This is a genomic window from Okibacterium sp. AC114, from assembly GCF_979253355.1.
On the sequence record NZ_CEEDBR010000001.1, the window covers coordinates 1,710,543 to 1,726,486 of the forward strand.

The 15,944-nt window shown below is 67.5% G+C and carries 14 protein-coding genes; 1 reads left to right on the plus strand and 13 read right to left on the minus strand.

All coding sequences use genetic code 11. The features are described 5' to 3' along the window. Positions 1-22: 22 nt before the first annotated feature. Positions 23-631, plus strand: coding sequence for a DUF3043 domain-containing protein (locus ACZ6IE_RS08105; protein WP_077053112.1), 609 nt, complete (start codon positions 23-25; stop codon positions 629-631). 248 nt (positions 632-879) lie between these two features. Here ACZ6IE_RS08105 and ACZ6IE_RS08110 read toward each other — a convergent pair whose 3' ends face one another. The 13 genes from ACZ6IE_RS08110 to ACZ6IE_RS08170 form a co-directional block, all read right to left on the minus strand. After that, on the minus strand, positions 880-1,917 hold the full coding sequence (locus ACZ6IE_RS08110; RefSeq protein WP_464607508.1) for a quinone-dependent dihydroorotate dehydrogenase: 1,038 nt from the start codon (positions 1,915-1,917) through the stop codon (positions 880-882). 80 nt (positions 1,918-1,997) lie between these two features. Further along, positions 1,998-2,483: a transcriptional regulator NrdR gene (gene nrdR / locus ACZ6IE_RS08115; RefSeq protein ID WP_464607509.1), complete on the minus strand. Its 486-nt coding sequence runs from the start codon at positions 2,481-2,483 to the stop codon at positions 1,998-2,000. Between the two features lie 7 nt (positions 2,484-2,490). Next, positions 2,491-3,867: a histidinol dehydrogenase gene (hisD, locus tag ACZ6IE_RS08120; RefSeq protein ID WP_464607510.1), complete on the minus strand. Its 1,377-nt coding sequence runs from the start codon at positions 3,865-3,867 to the stop codon at positions 2,491-2,493. A gap of 323 nt (positions 3,868-4,190) precedes the next feature. Then, entirely contained in the window at positions 4,191-6,215 is a 2,025-nt protein-coding gene (locus ACZ6IE_RS08125) for a hypothetical protein (RefSeq protein WP_464607511.1), read from the minus strand. An 84-nt stretch (positions 6,216-6,299) separates the two neighbouring features. Beyond that, positions 6,300-9,815: a DNA polymerase III subunit alpha gene (gene dnaE, locus ACZ6IE_RS08130; RefSeq protein ID WP_464607512.1), complete on the minus strand. Its 3,516-nt coding sequence runs from the start codon at positions 9,813-9,815 to the stop codon at positions 6,300-6,302. A gap of 115 nt (positions 9,816-9,930) precedes the next feature. Further along, on the minus strand, positions 9,931-10,854 hold the full coding sequence (locus ACZ6IE_RS08135; RefSeq protein WP_077053107.1) for an RluA family pseudouridine synthase: 924 nt from the start codon (positions 10,852-10,854) through the stop codon (positions 9,931-9,933). 7 nt (positions 10,855-10,861) lie between these two features. Next, positions 10,862-11,458: a signal peptidase II gene (gene lspA / locus ACZ6IE_RS08140; RefSeq protein ID WP_464607513.1), complete on the minus strand. Its 597-nt coding sequence runs from the start codon at positions 11,456-11,458 to the stop codon at positions 10,862-10,864. Between the two features lie 5 nt (positions 11,459-11,463). Further along, entirely contained in the window at positions 11,464-12,066 is a 603-nt protein-coding gene (locus tag ACZ6IE_RS08145) for a DivIVA domain-containing protein (protein ID WP_464607514.1), read from the minus strand. Between the two features lie 131 nt (positions 12,067-12,197). Then, positions 12,198-12,500 carry a YggT family protein gene (locus ACZ6IE_RS08150; protein ID WP_077053105.1) on the minus strand — a complete coding sequence of 101 codons (303 nt, stop codon included), beginning with the start codon at positions 12,498-12,500 and terminating at the stop codon, positions 12,198-12,200. Positions 12,501-12,507: 7 nt separating this feature from the next. Beyond that, positions 12,508-12,993, minus strand: a complete 486-nt coding sequence (locus ACZ6IE_RS08155; RefSeq protein WP_464607515.1) for a cell division protein SepF — start codon at positions 12,991-12,993, stop codon at positions 12,508-12,510. Positions 12,994-13,029: 36 nt separating this feature from the next. Further along, a complete protein-coding gene (locus ACZ6IE_RS08160) occupies positions 13,030-13,752 on the minus strand; it encodes a YggS family pyridoxal phosphate-dependent enzyme (protein WP_464607516.1) in 723 nt (240 codons plus the stop codon). 2 nt (positions 13,753-13,754) lie between these two features. Then, the gene (ftsZ, locus tag ACZ6IE_RS08165) at positions 13,755-14,957 is read right to left on the minus strand and encodes a cell division protein FtsZ (RefSeq protein WP_077053102.1); all 1,203 of its coding nucleotides are present in this window, start codon (positions 14,955-14,957) and stop codon (positions 13,755-13,757) included. 141 nt (positions 14,958-15,098) lie between these two features. After that, on the minus strand, positions 15,099-15,854 hold the full coding sequence (locus ACZ6IE_RS08170; RefSeq protein WP_464607517.1) for a cell division protein FtsQ/DivIB: 756 nt from the start codon (positions 15,852-15,854) through the stop codon (positions 15,099-15,101). Positions 15,855-15,944: the final 90 nt, after the last annotated feature.

Here is a 15,944-nt window from a genome sequence, read left to right on the forward strand (position 1 = left end):
GCAACCGATCCGAGGACCCCACGTGACCAAGCACACCGAAACCCGAAACGCGGCCGAGACATCGGCTCACATCGAGACCGCCGAAGAGACCCAGGCCCGCATCAACGCCGGCAAGGGGCGGCCGACGCCGACTCGTAAAGAGCGCGAGGCCGCCAACAAGCGCCCCCTGGTGCCGAACGATCGCAAAGAAGCGACTCGTCAGGCCCGTGCCCAGCTGTCCGTCGAGCGCGAGCGGGCCCGCGTCGGCCTGGCCGCCGGTGAAGACCGCTACCTGCCCGTGCGGGATAAGGGTCCGCAGAAGCGCTGGGTGCGCGACTACGTCGACGCCCGTTTCAGCATCGGTGAGTTCCTCATCCCCCTCATGTTCGTCGTCATCGTGCTGACGTTCTTCCCCGACCCGGCCGTGCAGCTCTACGGCATGCTCGCGCTGTGGCTCTTCTTCGCCCTGGCCGTGATCGACTCGTTCTTCCTGGCCTACCGCGTGAAGCGCAAGCTGGGCGAGAAGTTCGGCGTCGACAACGTCGAGCGCGGCGTGCGGTGGTATGCCGCCATCCGGGCCCTGCAGCTGCGCGCCCTGCGCCTGCCGAAGCCTCAGGTGAAGCGCGGGCAGTTCCCCGACAAGGTCAAGTAGGTCGGGAGCCCGGCGCGTCGAGCGCCGCAGATCTGGAGCCGTCGACGAGTAATCGTCGGCGGCTTTCTGCGTGGCGCGTCGGCGCGCGAGACTGGGTCGCGAGGGGCGGGGCACTGTCGCCCACTCCCGGGTCATGCTCCATCACGGGAAGCGGGGTCGCCCGAAGCCGGGGTGGGGCGCGCCCGGGTCGAGCTGTGCCACAGAGGAGCGGTCACCCCAGGGGCGCGGTCGACCGCGCTCGGGTCGAGCTAAGCCGCGGAGGAGCGGAGTCGCGCGAGCCCGCGGTTGATCTGGCGCGCCCAGAGCGGGCCGCGGTAGAGGAACGCCGTGTAGCCCTGCACGAGGGTGGCGCCGGCCGCCAGGCGAGCCGCGACATCGTCGGCCGTGTCGACACCTCCCACCGAGATGACGCACAGCTCGGCGGGCACGACACCGCGGATGATGCGCAGCACCTCGAGCGAGCGCGCAGCGACGGGGGCCCCGGAGAGACCACCGGCACCCGCTGCGGCGATGAGCGAGGGCTTGGAGCGCAGGCCCTCGCGGGAGATCGTCGTGTTGGTCGCGATGATGCCGTCGAGGCCCAGGCGCACCACGAGCTCCGAGATGCGCACGACCTCGTCGTCGGCCAGATCGGGCGCGATCTTGACGAGCAGCGGCGTGCGACCCGCGGCCGCCTTCACCGCCTCGAGCAGGGGCGCCAATTTATCGAGCTCTTGCAAGCCGCGCAGGCCCGGCGTGTTCGGCGAACTGACGTTGACGACGAGGTAGTCGGCAATGGGCGCGAGGACGGCCGTGCTCGTGAGGTAGTCGTCGATGGCGCGGTCGACGTCGACGACGCGGCTCTTACCGATGTTGATGCCGAGCACCGCGCGGCCCGAACGACCACGTTCGCGGCCGAGGCGGCGAGACGCGGCCTGCGCTCCCCCGTTGTTGAAGCCCATGCGGTTGATGATCGCCTTGTCGTCGACCAGACGGAAGAGCCGCGGCTTCGGGTTGCCCGGTTGGGCGTGCGCCGTGAGCGTGCCCACCTCGACGTGGCCGAAGCCCAGGGCGCTGAGCCCCGCGAACATCGTGCCGTCTTTATCGAAACCGGCCGCGATGCCGAACGGTGTCGGGAAGGTCAGGCCCAGCGTGTGCACGCTCAGGTCGCCGGTCGGCGCCGTGTAACGCTTGACGGCCGTCGCTGCGCCGAGAGCAGGAATGGCCCGGATGACGAGCGCGGCCAGGTGGTGTGCGCGTTCAGGCTCGAACTTCGACAGGACGTGGTCGAACAGCAGGCGATACATGGATGCTCCAGCGGTCGGATGTCGGACGAACCAGCTGTGGCCCACCCGGGAGGTCGAGGATGTTCGGTGGCGACTCAGGCTCAGGCTTGGGCGCCCGCGTCAGCCGCATCGTGCCCGGCCGCGTGCTCGGCGCGCAGTTGCCCGATCGCCGCGTCGAAGTCTTCGAGCGAATCGAATGCCTGGTAGACACTCGCGAAGCGCAGGTAGGCCACCTCGTCGAGCTCGCGGAGCGGCGTGAGGATGGCGAGGCCGATCTCGTTGGCCTCGATCTGGGAGGCTCCGGTCTGCCGGATGCTCTCTTCGACCTTCTGCGCGAGCAGGGCCAGGTCGGAGTCGGTCACCGGGCGGCCCTGGCAGGCTTTGCGCACGCCACTGACGACCTTCTCGCGGCTGAACGGCTCGACGACGCCGCTGCGCTTGATGACGTTGAGGCTCGACGTCTCGGTGGTGCTGAAGCGCCGGCCGCACTCGGGGCACTGACGTCGGCGGCGGATCGACAGACCGTCGTCGCTCGTGCGCGAATCGATGACACGGGAATCGAGGTGGCGACAGAAGGGGCAATACATGGTGTTGTCAGGATACCGGCTCGGAGGATGCCGGAACCGGGGCGGATGAGCCTGTGGAGGATGCAGCATCCGCGGTGCCTGTGGAGAAACGTTGTGACACCGCGTCGCCGTGGGCGGGCAGGGCCTCGGCGCGGGATAGGGCGACGATGCGGTCGGAGACATCCTGAAGCGCGGCACGGTCGTATTCGACGATCTGCTGCGGCCGCAGGAACGTGTACGCGCCGAGGGCAGACGAGAACCGCGCCTGACCTCCCGTGGGAAGCACGTGGTTCGAACCGGCCATGTAGTCGCCGAGACTCACGGGCGAGGATGCCCCGAGGAAGACGACGCCCGCGTCGGTGATGCGCGCGAGCACGTCGTCATTGCGTCGGGTCTGGATCTCGAGGTGTTCGGGAGCGTAGATGTTGCTGAACTCGGCCGCCCGGTCGAGGTCGTCGACCAGCACGATCGCCGACTGGGGGCCCGAGAGAGCCTCGGCCACGCGCGCACCGTGCTGCGTGAGCGGCTGCAGTTGCTCGAGCGAGGCTTCGACCGCCTGCGCGAAGGCCGCGGAATCGGTGACCAGGAGCGAGGCCGCCGCCTCGTCGTGCTCGGCCTGGCTGATGAGGTCGGCAGCGACGAAATCGGGGTCGGCGCTGTCGTCGGCGATGACGAGGATCTCGGTCGTGCCCGCCTCGGCGTCGATGCCCACCTGTCCGCGCACGAGGCGCTTCGCGGCGGCGACGAAGATGTTTCCGGGGCCCGTGACGACGTCGACGCGTTCGAGTCCGATATCCGGAACGCCATAGGCGAAGGCGCCGATCGCGCTGGCGCCGCCGATGGCGTAGACCTCGTCGATGTCGAGGAGACGCGCGGCGGCCAGGATGGTGGGGTGCACGTTGCCGCCGTACTCGCGCTGCGCGGGCGAGGCGAGGGCGATCGAACGCACCCCGGCGACCTGCGCGGGAACGGCGTTCATGATCACGCTCGAGGGATAGACGGCCTTTCCGCCGGGAACATAGAGCCCGACACGCCCGACGGGCTGCCAGCGCTGCACGATGCGGGCACCCGGGGCGACCTCGGTGGTCTGCTGCGGGGGAACCTGGGCGGCGGTACCAACGCGTACGCGACGGATCGTCTCGTCGAGGGCGGCACGGACGGCCGGGTCGAGGCCCTCGAGAGCGGCATCGAGGTCGGCTGCCGGGACGCGGAACGCGGCGGGCGCTCCCCCGTCGAATCGCTCGGCGTGACGCGTGAGGGCCGCGGCACCCTCGGCGCGGACCTCGGAGATCAGTGCTGCCGCGGCGTCCTGGGCCACCGATACGTCGACGACGGGCCGCGGGATGAGGTTCTCGAGCTCCGAGGGTGTGAGAGAGCGGCCGCGGAGATCGATTGTGTTCACCATGGGCACGAGTTTACCGGGGTTCGCGTTGTCGGCTCGGCCGCGCACCGGAGAGCGGGCGAGGGCTGTCGAACCTCGGATGGCGTGAGCGGAATCCGTCTGCGAGCGTGCCGCACGGCTTTCCTGACGCGCGGCACTCCAGCCGAGCACATGGCACCGGCGTGAAGGACACATTCGAGGCATCCGCAGCAAGCCGTCGTCACACGACGAGACGGATTCGAGACTCCTGCAGAAAGCTGAGGTCACACGACACAGGGAGCGAGCCTGCGGCCCGCTCCCTGTGCTGAATCAGTCGAGCGGTCGCCAGCGGCGACCGCCCGCTCGGCCTAGCCGCGCGTCAGGTTCTCGAGGTCACGCAATACGCCCACGCGTCCGTCGTCGTGACGGATCACGAGTTCCGTGCCGCGGTCGACGACCGCGAGGGCCCAGGCGGACGGGCCGATCTCAAACACCGTCACACCCGTGTGCTCGTCGTAGACGGGCCGCGGAACGGGCGAGTACACCCAGAACGGCTGCGTCGAGACGGCGGCCGGCGGTTCGACTTCGCTCTCGTGCTCGGAGACGTGGCGCAGAGCGGAGACGGGCGTCGGGTCGGCCGCGGGGATCGCGTCGTCCGGGTCGTCGTCGTCATCCTGCGGGTCGGTCGAACGCGGCGACGAGCCGAAGTCGACGTTCGGTGCGAACGACGGGATGTCGGAGCGCAGGACCGTCTCGGTCGACGCTTCGCTCGGAGCGTCGGTCGCGGAATCCGTGGCGTCCGACGGCGCATCGGAATCGGACTGCCCGGCCGCAGACGGCGCTCCGACGGGCGAAGCCGCCGAGCTACCGGAGTTCTCGTCGGCCGCGTACGAGCCGGTGTTTGCTCCGGGGGTCGACGCGTCGTGCGCGTCATCGCCGTTCGACGGCGCGGTGCGCACGTCGTCCGAGTCTTCGAGGCCAAGGCTTTCGAAGGCCGTCGGCTCGGATTGAGGTGCGGCGTTGTCGAGCACGGGCGACTGCGGACCCGCAGCGGAGTCGTCGGCAGCCCACTCGCGTGCGGCCCCACCGTCACCGGCAGCGAGCGGAGAGCCCGATGCCGCTGCATCACCCTGGCGGGCGTAACCGAACTGGCTCGTGGGCTGATCATCGGTCGAAGGCGGCGCGAACGAACCGGAAGCGTACGACGACGTCGCGTTGTCGCTTTCCGAAGCCGCAGCATCGTTTCCGGCCTGTGCGCTGCGCTCGGCAGTGTTCGGCTGACCGTACTGGCCGGCACCGTTCTGGCCGGCGCCGTTCTGACCGGCACCGAACTGGCCGGTCTGGTTCTGGCCGCCACCGTTGTAGCCGCCACCGTTGTAGCCGCCACCGTTGTAGCCGCCGCCGAAACCGGCGCCGTACTGGCCCGTTCCACCCTGGCCGGGGTTCTGCGATGCCTGACCATTCCAGCCGTTCGCCGGATAGGCGCCCGTGTTGCCCGGGGCACCGGGGGCTGCATACTGCTGACCCTGCTGACCAGTCTGACCCTGCTGTCCCGGGAAGGCGTTGCTCTTCTCCGCCTTCGGGCGGGCGGCTAGAGCCGCAGCCGGACGCGCGCTCGGGTGGGCGGGCGACTCACCGCGGTCGGCGAAGTCGGCCTTGAACGGTGGGATGATGCTGCCGAGCGTGGTGACCACGAGCAGTGCCAGGCTCACGAGGAACCCCAGGATGATGCCGGCTCCGACCGAGAAGCCCGCGCCGAAGGGCGAGATAGCCGCACTGGCGGTGCCAACGATGATGAGCAGGCCGAGGTAGAAGGAGCCCGTGACGATGACCGAGACCGAGGCGAACTGGTCGACTGACAGGGAGCCGACGCGCAGCTTCGTGCGAAGCGACGGCACGAGGCGGCGCAGCGTGATGAGCACGGCAGAGGCCAGCACGAGCAGGAGGCCCGGGATCACGAGCCAGGTGAACGGAGCCCACACGGAGTAGTAGTCGATGAACCCGCCAGAGATCACGGGCAGGAAGGACGCGACGATGAGCAGGACCGTGAGGCCCAGGATGATGATCTCGCGCAGCGTGAAGGGGCCGATGCCGAACGCCAAACCCTGATCATTGGTGCGCTTCTTCGGCGCCTTCGGCGTGTCGTTCTTCTGCGGAGTGGGGAACGGCCCGGTGGCCTGCGCCCCATAAGGCTGCCCGGGGGCCGTGCCGTAAGGCTGGCCAGGAGCGGAGCTCTGAGGCTGTTGCCCCCCGTACTGACCGCTACCGTACTGACCCGAGCCATACTGACCGGTGCCGTACTGGCCCGCGGCGGGCTGTGGTGCGCCCGGTGCGCCCTGGTGCGGCGACGGCGGAGGCCCCCACTGGTCGTTGCGCGGAGTGGAATCCGTCATTGTTGCTCCTTCTGTGGGAGTGGGATGGGGCCGGCCGGCATGGCCGTCGGACGAACGAGTCGCCCGGGGAAGGTCAGCGCGATCCTAGCCGAGGCAATTCGGACCGAGCAATGACTTGAGTTCGCCGAAGAGATCGGCCGTCACCTTGACAGGCTTGGGCACCTCGAAGACGCGCGCGATGTCGCCCCGCACGAGCTTCAACCGCACCTCGGCCTCGCCGGGGTGGCGAACGAGGATGTCGCGCAGGGCGCCGACGATCTCGGTGGTCGCACGGGAGTCGGGCATGACGAGGGTCAACTGCCCTGTTTCGTCGGCCTGCTCGAGTTCGGGCGCGAAGAGCGAGTAGGCGTGCAGGTTCATGCCGTCGTCGCGCATGCTGACACGCCCGCGGACGACGACGACGGTGTCGGCGATGAGGGCGGACTGGAACTCCTGATAGCCCTTGCCCATGAACATCACGGTGATCTCGCCGCCGAAGTCTTCGACCTGGATCATGCCGTATTGGTTTCCGGATGCCTTGGCCACGCGGTGCTGCACACTCGTGATGAGCCCCGCGATGGTCACGGTGTCACCATCCTCGGTGGACTCGGCGGCCATGAGGTCGGTGATGGTCGTGGACGCGTGCTTCGCGAGCGGGATCTCGAGCCCGGCCAGCGGGTGGTCGGAGACGTACAGACCGAGCATGTCCCGCTCGAAGGCGAGCTTGTCGCGCTTCGACCACTCGGGCCGTTCGGGCACCTGCTGGGCAGCCTGAGGCTCGTCCCACAGGCTGTCGAAGTCGAAGCCCACCTGGCCCTTGGCCTCGTTGCGCTTGTCGTTGACGGCCGACTCGACGGCATCTTCATGGCATTCGACCAAGGCGCGGCGCGTGTTGCCGAGCGAGTCGAATGCGCCGGCTTTGATGAGCGACTCGGTGGTGCGCTTGTTGGCCACATGAAGCGGAACCTTGCGCAGGTAGTCGTGGAAGCTCTCGAAGCGCCCCTTGTCGGTGCGCGCCTGGCGAATACCTTCGACCACGTTGCTGCCGACGTTGCGCACGGCGCCCAGACCGAAGCGGATGTCTTCGCCGACGGCCGCGAAGAAGCCGATCGACTCGTTGACATCGGGCGGCAGCACCTGGATGCCCATGCGGCGGCACTCGTTTAGATAGAGGGCGAGCTTGTCGCGCGCGTCTCCCACGCTCGTCAGCAGTGCGGCCATGTACTCGGCGGGGAAGTGTGCCTTGAGGTAGGCGGTCCAGTAGGACAGCACGCCGTACGCCGCCGAGTGCGCCTTGTTGAAGGCGTAGTCGGAGAATGGCAAAAGAATCGCCCACAGGGTTTCGACGGCCGCCATCGAGTAGCCGTTGGCCGTCATGCCCGCCGAGAAGCCCGCAAACTGCTTGTCGAGCTCGGATTTCTTCTTCTTACCCATGGCGCGGCGCAGGATATCGGCCTGGCCGAGCGAGAACCCAGCGACCTTCTGCGCGATGGCCATGACCTGCTCCTGATAGATGATCAGGCCGTAGGTGGTCGAGAGCACCTCGCTGAGCGGCTCTTCGAGCTCGGGGTGGATGGGTGTGATGGGCTGCTGCCCGTTCTTGCGCAGCGCGTAGTTGGTGTGCGAGTTGGCCCCCATGGGCCCCGGCCGGTAGAGCGCGATGAGGGCCGAGATGTCTTCGAAGTTGTCGGGGCGCATGAGGCGCAGGAGCGACCGGATGGGGCCGGAGTCGAGCTGGAACACGCCCAAGGTGTCGCCGCGGGACAGCAGGTCGTAGGCGCCCTGATCGTCGAAGTCGAGGTCTTCGAGCACGGGACGGAACCCGCGGTTGGCCTCGATGTTGTCGAGCGCATCGTCGATGATCGTGAGGTTGCGCAACCCCAGGAAGTCCATCTTGATGAGCCCGAGCGACTCGCACGCCGGGTAGTCGAACTGTGTGACGATCTGGCCGTCTTGTTCGCGCTTCATGATCGGGATGATGTCGATCAGCGGGTCGCTCGACATGATCACACCGGCCGCGTGCACGCCCCACTGCCGCTTCAGGTTCTCGAGGCCCAGCGCCGTGTTGAAAACGGTCTGCGCCTCGGGGTCTGATTCGACGACCGAGCGGATGTCGGACGCCTCCTTGTAGCGCGGGTGATCTTTGTCGAAGATGCCCGTCAGCGGGATGTCCTTGCCCATGATGGGCGGCGGCATGGCCTTGGTCAGCTTCTCACCCATGCCGAACGGGAAACCGAGCACGCGTGAGGAGTCTTTCAGCGCCTGCTTGGCCTTGATGGTGCCATAGGTCACGATCTGGGCTACGCGCTCGTCGCCGTACTTCTCGGTGACGTAGCGGATGACCTCGCCGCGCCGACGCTCGTCGAAGTCGACGTCGAAGTCGGGCATCGAGACGCGGTCGGGGTTGAGGAACCGCTCGAAGATGAGGCCGTGTCGCAACGGGTCGAGGTCGGTGATCTTCATGGCGTAGGCCGCCATCGAGCCGGCGCCCGAACCGCGGCCGGGGCCGACGCGGATGCCGTTCTTCTTCGACCAGTTGATGAAGTCGGCGACGACGAGGAAGTAGCCCGGGAAGCCCATCTGGCTGATGACGCCGACCTCGTAGTCGGCCTGTTTGCGCACATCGTCGGGGATGCCGGCCGGGTAGCGCTCGTGCAGCCCCGTCTCGACCTCCTTGATGAACCAGGTCTCTTCGGTCTCGCCCGCCGGCACCGGGAAGCGGGGCATGTAGTTGGCGCTCGTGTTGAACGCCACATCGCAGCGCTCGGCGATGAGCAGCGTGTTGTCGCACGCGCTCTCGTAATCGCGGAACAGGTGCCGCATCTCGGAGGCCGACTTCAGGTAGAACTCGTTCGAGTCGAACTTGAAGCGGTTGGGGTCGTCGAGCGTGGTGCCCGATTGCACGCACAACAGGGCGGCGTGGGATGTCGAATCTTCGGCGTGCGTGTAGTGCAGGTCGTTGGTGGCGACGAGCGGCAGGTCGAGCTCACCGGCGAGCTTGATCAGGTCGGACATGATGCGGCGCTCGATGCCGAGGCCGTGGTCCATGATCTCGCAGAAGTAGTTCTCTGTGCCGAAGATGTCGCGGTAATCGGATGCGGCCTGCAGGGCTTCTTTGTACTGCCCGAGTCGCAGCCGCGTCTGGATCTCGCCCGACGGGCATCCCGTCGTCGCGATGAGGCCCTTGGAGTAGGTGCTGAGGAGCTCGCGGTCCATGCGGGGCTTGAAGTAGTAGCCCTCGAGCGAGGCGAGCGACGACAACCGGAACAGGTTGTGCATGCCCTCGGTGCTTTCGCTGAGGAGCGTCATGTGCGTATAGGAGCCAGCGCCCGAGACGTCGTCGCCCCCGCCATCCCCCCAGCGCACGCGTGTGCGGTCGCTGCGGTGCGTGCCGGGCGTGATGTAGGCCTCGGTGCCGATGATGGGTTTGATGCCCGCCTCGGTGGCCGTGCGCCAGAAGTCGAAGGCACCGAAGACGTTGCCGTGGTCGGTGACGGCGACGGCGGGCATGCCTTCGGCGACGGCCTTCTCGATGAGGGGTTTGACGCGGGCGGCGCCGTCGAGCATCGAGTACTCGCTGTGAACGTGCAGGTGAACGAACGAGTCGTCTGATGAGGGCAAGACTTCTCCGACTGACCTTGTGGGGATGAACTTAAAGACTAACCCCGACGTGTGACATCGGTGCCTCGCAGGATGCCGGTCGAGGATGTGTCGGGAGCGGCGTCGTGAGCCGGGCTCAGCCCTCGGCGCGCAGGATTTCGAGGGCGCGGTCGAGCTCGGCCGGGTAGGGCGCCGTGAACGTGACCCACTCCCCCGTGGCCGGGTGGTCGAAGGACAGCTGGGCGGCGTGCAACCACTGCCGCGTGAGCCCCAGACGCTCTGAGAGGGCGACCTCGGCCCCGTAAAGCGTGTCGCCCACGCACGGATGCCGCTGCGCCGCCATGTGGACGCGGATCTGGTGTGTGCGCCCGGTCTCGAGGTGGATCTTGAGGAACGACGCGGCGCGGAACGCCTCTTCGGTCTCGTAGTGCGTGACCGACGGCTTACCCTCGGCCGTGACCGCGAACTTCCAGTCGTGGCGCGGGTGCCGGCCGATGGGCGCGTCGATCGTTCCCGTCAGCGGATCGGGGTGACCCTGCACGACGGCGTGGTAGATCTTCTCGACCTCGCGGTCGTGGAAGGCCAGCTTCAGCGACGTGTAAGCACGTTCGGTTTTGGCGACGACCATGAGGCCCGACGTTCCCACGTCGAGGCGGTGCACGATGCCCGCGCGCTCGGCGGCGCCCGATGTGCTCACGCGGAAACCGGCACCGGCGAGGGCCCCGAGCACCGTGGGGCCGTTCCAGCCGACCGACGGATGCGCGGCCACACCGGCGGGTTTGTTGATGACGACGAACTCGTCGTCATCGTGCACGATCGTGAGGTCGTCGATCACGACGGGGACGATGGTCGGCTCGGCGCGGGGGGTCCACGACACCTCGAGCCAGGCATCTTTCGGCAGGCGGTCGGATTTGCCGAGGACGACGCCGTCGACGCTCACTCCCCCGGCTTCGGCGACCTCGGCCGCGAACGTGCGCGAGAAGCCGAGGAGTTTGGCCAGGGCTGCGTCGACCCGGGAGCCCACCAGCCCGTCGGGAACGGGGAGGCTACGTGATTCCATGGGGTCTCTATCGAAGGGGTTCGTCGGTGGAACGGGCGGCCGGCTCGGCGTCGGCCAGCTCTTTCGCCTCGGCGGCCGCGCGTTTGGCGGAGATGCTGCGCGTGCCGTCCATGTTGATGCCGCGCAGCGTGAGCAGGATGAACAGGCCCATGCTGGTGACGATGCAGATGTCGGCGACGTTGTAGATCGCGGGAAGCATCCACGGGGTGCTGATGAAGTCGACCACGTGTCCGAGGCCGAAGCTCGGCTCGCGGAACAGGCGGTCGGTCAGGTTGCCGAGGACTCCCCCGAGCAGCAGACCGAAGACGACGCCCCAACCGACCGAGCGGATCTTGCGGGCGAACACGATGATGACGACCGTGACGACAGCCGCAAGGATCGAGAAGATCCAGGTGCTGCCCGAGGCCAGGGAGAAGGCAGCGCCCGGGTTCTTGACGAAGTGCAGAACTAGCACGTCGCCCAGAACCCGGACCTGCTCACCCAGCGTGAGATTGCTCTCGACGAGGAACTTGCTGAACTGATCGAGCGCGTACGCCGCAATCGCGACGGAGGCGAGTACGATCAGCGCCCGTGTGCCCCGGGGGGCACCGGACTCATTCGGCAAGGGATTTACGCTTTGGACGCGTCTGCGCCGACCTTCGCGCCGGACGGGCCAGCGTTCTGGTCGAGCTCGTGCAGCTGGCTCTCGATGTAGCCGCGGAGCTTCTGACGGTATTCGCGCTCGAAGACACGCAGTTCATCGATCTTCTTCTCGATGCCGGCCTTCTGCTCGTTGAGGATGGCGGCCTGCTCGCGCTGCTTGGCCTCGGCCTCGGCAACGATGCGTGCGGCGGCGGCGTGGCCCTCGGCGACGAGGGCGTCGCGCTTCTCGGAGCCTTCGCGCACGTGCTCGTCGTGCAGACGACGGGCGAGCTGCAGCAGGCTGGAGGACGACTCGGACTCGTCGACGCTCTCGGCCGGGGCGGCAGGCGCTGCGGCAACGGGCGCGGCGGCCTTGGGAGCCTCCTGGGCGACGGGAGCGGCTTCGGTCTTCTCAGTCGAAGAACCGGCCTTCTCGAGGCGCTCCTGGAGCTCCTGGTTCTCGGCAACGAGACGACGCAGTTCGACGACGACCTCGTCGAGGAAGTCGTCGACCTCGTCCTGGTCGTATCCCTCGCGGAACTTCGTCTGCTGGAACTGCTTGTTGACTACATCTTCCGGAGTTAGCGCCATGGCTTTCCCACCTTTGTTATTTCGACTGTGTTGTTTTCGAGCGAGATCTCGATGACGTGCCTACGCTAGCAAACCTCGTCGCGCGCCCGCTGGACTTTCGTGATCAGCGCAGCTAGATCAGCGCAGGGAGATCAGCGCAGGAACGAGTTGACGAGCGTCATGGCGATGATCACGCAGAGCATCGTGATACTCCATCCGAAATCGAGCGCCACCGGGCCCACCCGCAGCGGGGGAAGAATCCGCCGGAAGAACCGGATCGGAGGATCGGTGACGACGTAGACGGTTTCGGCTGCCACCAAACCGGCGCCGCGGGGGCGCCAGCTCGGCTTGAAGCTCCGCGCGAGGTCGAGGCCGAAACGGCCCCACATGGCGAAGAAGTACAGCAGAAGCAGGAAGTAAAGGATGCCGCCGATGATGGCGAAGGTTGTGCTCACCCGTTAATTATTGCCGAGCGAAGAAGGTCGACTCGCCCTCGACGGGCTGAGCGACCGTGTCGCCGAGCACGGCGACGTGCGAGGGCGACAGCAGGAAGACCTTGCTGGTGACGCGCTCGATCTTTCCCTGGAGGCCCTGCGAGAGGCCGCTGGCGAAGTCGATCAGGCGACGAGCGTCGCCCTCGGACATCTGCGAGAGGTTGATGATGACGGGCACGCCCTCGCGGAAGGTCTCGGCGATGATCTGCGCGTCTTTGTACTGCTTGGGGTGCACCGTGAGGATCTCGTTGAGCTCGGCGGGTGCGGCCTGCTTGACCTCCGTGGGGCGGCGCAGCGGCGTTACCGGGGCGCGCGTGGGGGTCGGGGCGGCCTGGGGAGCAGCGCTCTCGGCGCGCGGGGCGGCCTTCTGGGGCGCCTCGTTCTGCTGCTCGTACTCAAGGTCCTCGTCGGCGAGGCCAAGGTAAACCATTGTCTTCTTCAGCGGGTTGGACATCGCTACCTCCGTTTGTGCGGTTCTTCCTCTTCGACATTAACCGGTCGCGGGTCTGTTACCCGTGATTGCGGTGCCGATTCGTAGGTGTGTCGCGCCCTCTTTCAGCGCGGCTGTGAAATCGCCTGACATTCCGGCCGAGATGCGATCGGCGCCCGGATCGATGGCTCGCACCCGTTCCGAGATCGCGCGCAGGCGAGCGAAGGCGGCTTGGGGTTCCTCGCCGAGGGGTGCGACGGCCATGACACCGCGCAGTCGGATGCCGGTGCCGGCGAGTACGCGTTCGACCAGGGCCTCGACGGCGTCGGGTTGCACGCCGCCGCGCGTGTCGCTCTCGGAGAGGGCGACCTGCACGAAACCGTCGACGATGGATGCCTGGGCGTCGTCGTCGCCGGGAGCGGCCGCGAGGGCATCCACGAGGCTGAGGCGGTCGAGCGAATGGATGGCGTGGGCATACCGCCTGGCCTGACGCGCCTTGTTGCTCTGCAGCTGCCCGACGAAGTGCCAGCGCAGGTCGGGGAGGTCTTCGAGCTCGGCTGCCTTCGCACGGGCCTCCTGGTGGCGGTTCTCCCCCATGTCACGCACGCCGAGTGCAGAGAGCTCGCGCACGAGGCTCGCGGGGTGGAACTTGGTGACGACGATCGTCGTGATCTCGCTCGCGTCTCTACCGGCACTGGCCGCCGCCTCGGCCACGGAGGCAGAGACGGCGGCCAGTCGGTCCGCGAGGCCGTGCTCGGAGGGCACGGTCCCGGTGGGGCCCATTGCTACTTCAGGAAATCGGGGATGTCGAGCTCGTCCTCGTCGGAGAAGGCCGGGTCGACGGCGGGGGTCGGCACGGAGTGACGCTCCTCGGAGATGGACCAGGTGTCGTTCTTCTCGGCGGCCGGTGCGGGCGTCGCCGGGGCGATGGGAGCCGCCGCGGGAGCCTGGACCGATTCGGGCGAATCGTTCTTGGCGGTGACGACGCCACCCGTTCCGATGACGGCGTCGCGGTTGGCGATGGCGTCGCGCGACGGCGGCTCGCCCCCGTCGAAACCGGCGGCGATGACGGTGACACGCACTTCGTCGCCCAGGGTGTCGTCGATGACGGCACCGAAGATGATGTTGGCTTCGGCGTGCACGGCCTCTTGCACGAGGCGTGCGGCGTCGTTGATCTCGAAGATGCCGAGGTTCGATCCACCCTGGATCGAGAGCAGCACACCGTGCGCACCCTCGATGGATGCCTCGAGCAACGGCGATGCGACGGCGAGCTCGGCGGCCTTGATGGCACGGTCGGCCCCGCGCGACGAACCGATACCCATGAGGGCGCTACCGGCACCCTGCATGACGCTCTTGACGTCGGCGAAGTCGAGGTTGATGAGGCCGGGGGTGGTGATCAGGTCGGTGATGCCCTGCACACCGGCGAGCAGCACCTGGTCGGCCGTGGAGAACGCCTCGAGCATGCTGATGCCGCGGTCGCTGATCTCGAGCAGACGGTCGTTCGGCACGACGATGAGCGTGTCGACTTCTTCCTTGAGCTTGGCGACGCCCAGCTCGGCCTGTGCCTGACGGCGGCGACCCTCGAAGCCGAAGGGCTTCGTGACGACACCGATGGTCAGGGCGCCGATCGATTTGGCGATGCGCGCGACGACGGGTGCGCCACCCGTTCCCGTTCCGCCACCTTCACCGGCGGTGACGAACACCATGTCGGCGCCGGCGAGGGCTTCTTCGATCTCTTCGGCGTGGTCCTCGGCAGCGCGGCGACCCACCTCGGGGTCGGCGCCGGCACCGAGGCCGCGGGTGATCTCGCGTCCCACGTCGAGCTTGACGTCGGCATCCGACATCAAGAGCGCCTGGGCGTCGGTGTTGATCGAGATGAATTCGACCCCGCGGAGGCCGAGCTCGATCATGCGGTTGACAGCGTTGACGCCGCCACCGCCGATGCCGACGACCTTGATCACGGCAAGGTAGTTCTGGTTGTTTGTCACGTCCGGCCTCCGATGCGAACTTTCAACCTCAAGTTAAGGCTTAAAGTTATGCTGAGTATGCAATTCCTGATCTGAACGTTATGGCGAGAGGCCACTCGACCTCGACCGCCGCGCCGCGTGTCGCGAATATCCAAGCAGAAATTAGGGTTGCTGGCGCACGACCACGGTTTTGCGCGACGACACGTCGTACTGCTCGACCGTGGCCGGATCCGTTGCCGCCATGAGGCGTTCGAGTGCCAGGGTCTTGAAGGCCCCATCATCGGCGCTGCCCCAGAGCACCGTCGCATCGGTGTCGCGCAGTTTGAGGGTGACGTCGTCGTGCGTCTTGGCTGTGACCGATGACACTTTCTGGCGCAGCTCGTCGGGCATGGCACGCAGGACGCCCGCGGCCGACTGGAAGCCCTCGCTCATGACGCCGTCGGGCACCTCGATGAGCGGATAGCCCGTCGGCTGAGTGTTGGATGCCTCGATCACGACACCCGCCGCGTCGACGACCGTGAAGCCCTCCCCCGTGTCGATGACCCCGACGGGCGTGCGCTCGACGAGCTTGACCACGAGTGTGTCGGGCGGGCGGCTCTCGACCGAGTAGGACTCGATGAGCGGATACTTCACGAGCTCGGCCTTGATGGCGCTCTGGTCGACCAGCGGGAACGGCGAACCGACGATGGGCTGCAGGCCCTGGACGACGGCGTCGGAGGAGACGCGCATGGCGCCATCCACCTCGATCGTGCGCACCGAGAGGATGGGGCTGAAAGCCAGAGCGGCCGCGAGCACGCCGATGCCGACGACCGAGCCGCCCGCGATCAACCAGGTGCGGCGACGCCGACGGGAGCGGGCCGTGAAGCGCTTAACCTCAGCACGCTCGACGCGTTTGCGCTCGCGACGCGCCTGCCGCACGCTCGGGAGGAAACCCGAGGATGCGCGGGCATCGTCATCGCGGGGCTGCGGCGTGCGCGCGCCCGCCGCAGATCCGGACGAACTCCCGCT

Bases quoted from the DNA above. Each gene is read 5' to 3' on its own strand.
- ACZ6IE_RS08110 (WP_464607508.1), bottom strand. From the start codon at position 1,917: ATGTATCGCCTGCTGTTCGACCACGTCCTGTCGAAGTTCGAGCCTGAA.
- nrdR (WP_464607509.1), bottom strand. From the start codon at position 2,483: ATGTATTGCCCCTTCTGTCGCCACCTCGATTCCCGTGTCATCGATTCG.
- hisD (WP_464607510.1), bottom strand. From the start codon at position 3,867: ATGGTGAACACAATCGATCTCCGCGGCCGCTCTCTCACACCCTCGGAG.
- ACZ6IE_RS08125 (WP_464607511.1), bottom strand. From the start codon at position 6,215: ATGACGGATTCCACTCCGCGCAACGACCAGTGGGGGCCTCCGCCGTCG.
- ACZ6IE_RS08135 (WP_077053107.1), bottom strand. From the start codon at position 10,854: ATGGAATCACGTAGCCTCCCCGTTCCCGACGGGCTGGTGGGCTCCCGG.
- ACZ6IE_RS08145 (WP_464607514.1), bottom strand. From the start codon at position 12,066: ATGGCGCTAACTCCGGAAGATGTAGTCAACAAGCAGTTCCAGCAGACG.
- ACZ6IE_RS08155 (WP_464607515.1), bottom strand. From the start codon at position 12,993: ATGTCCAACCCGCTGAAGAAGACAATGGTTTACCTTGGCCTCGCCGAC.
- ACZ6IE_RS08160 (WP_464607516.1), bottom strand. From the start codon at position 13,752: ATGGGCCCCACCGGGACCGTGCCCTCCGAGCACGGCCTCGCGGACCGA.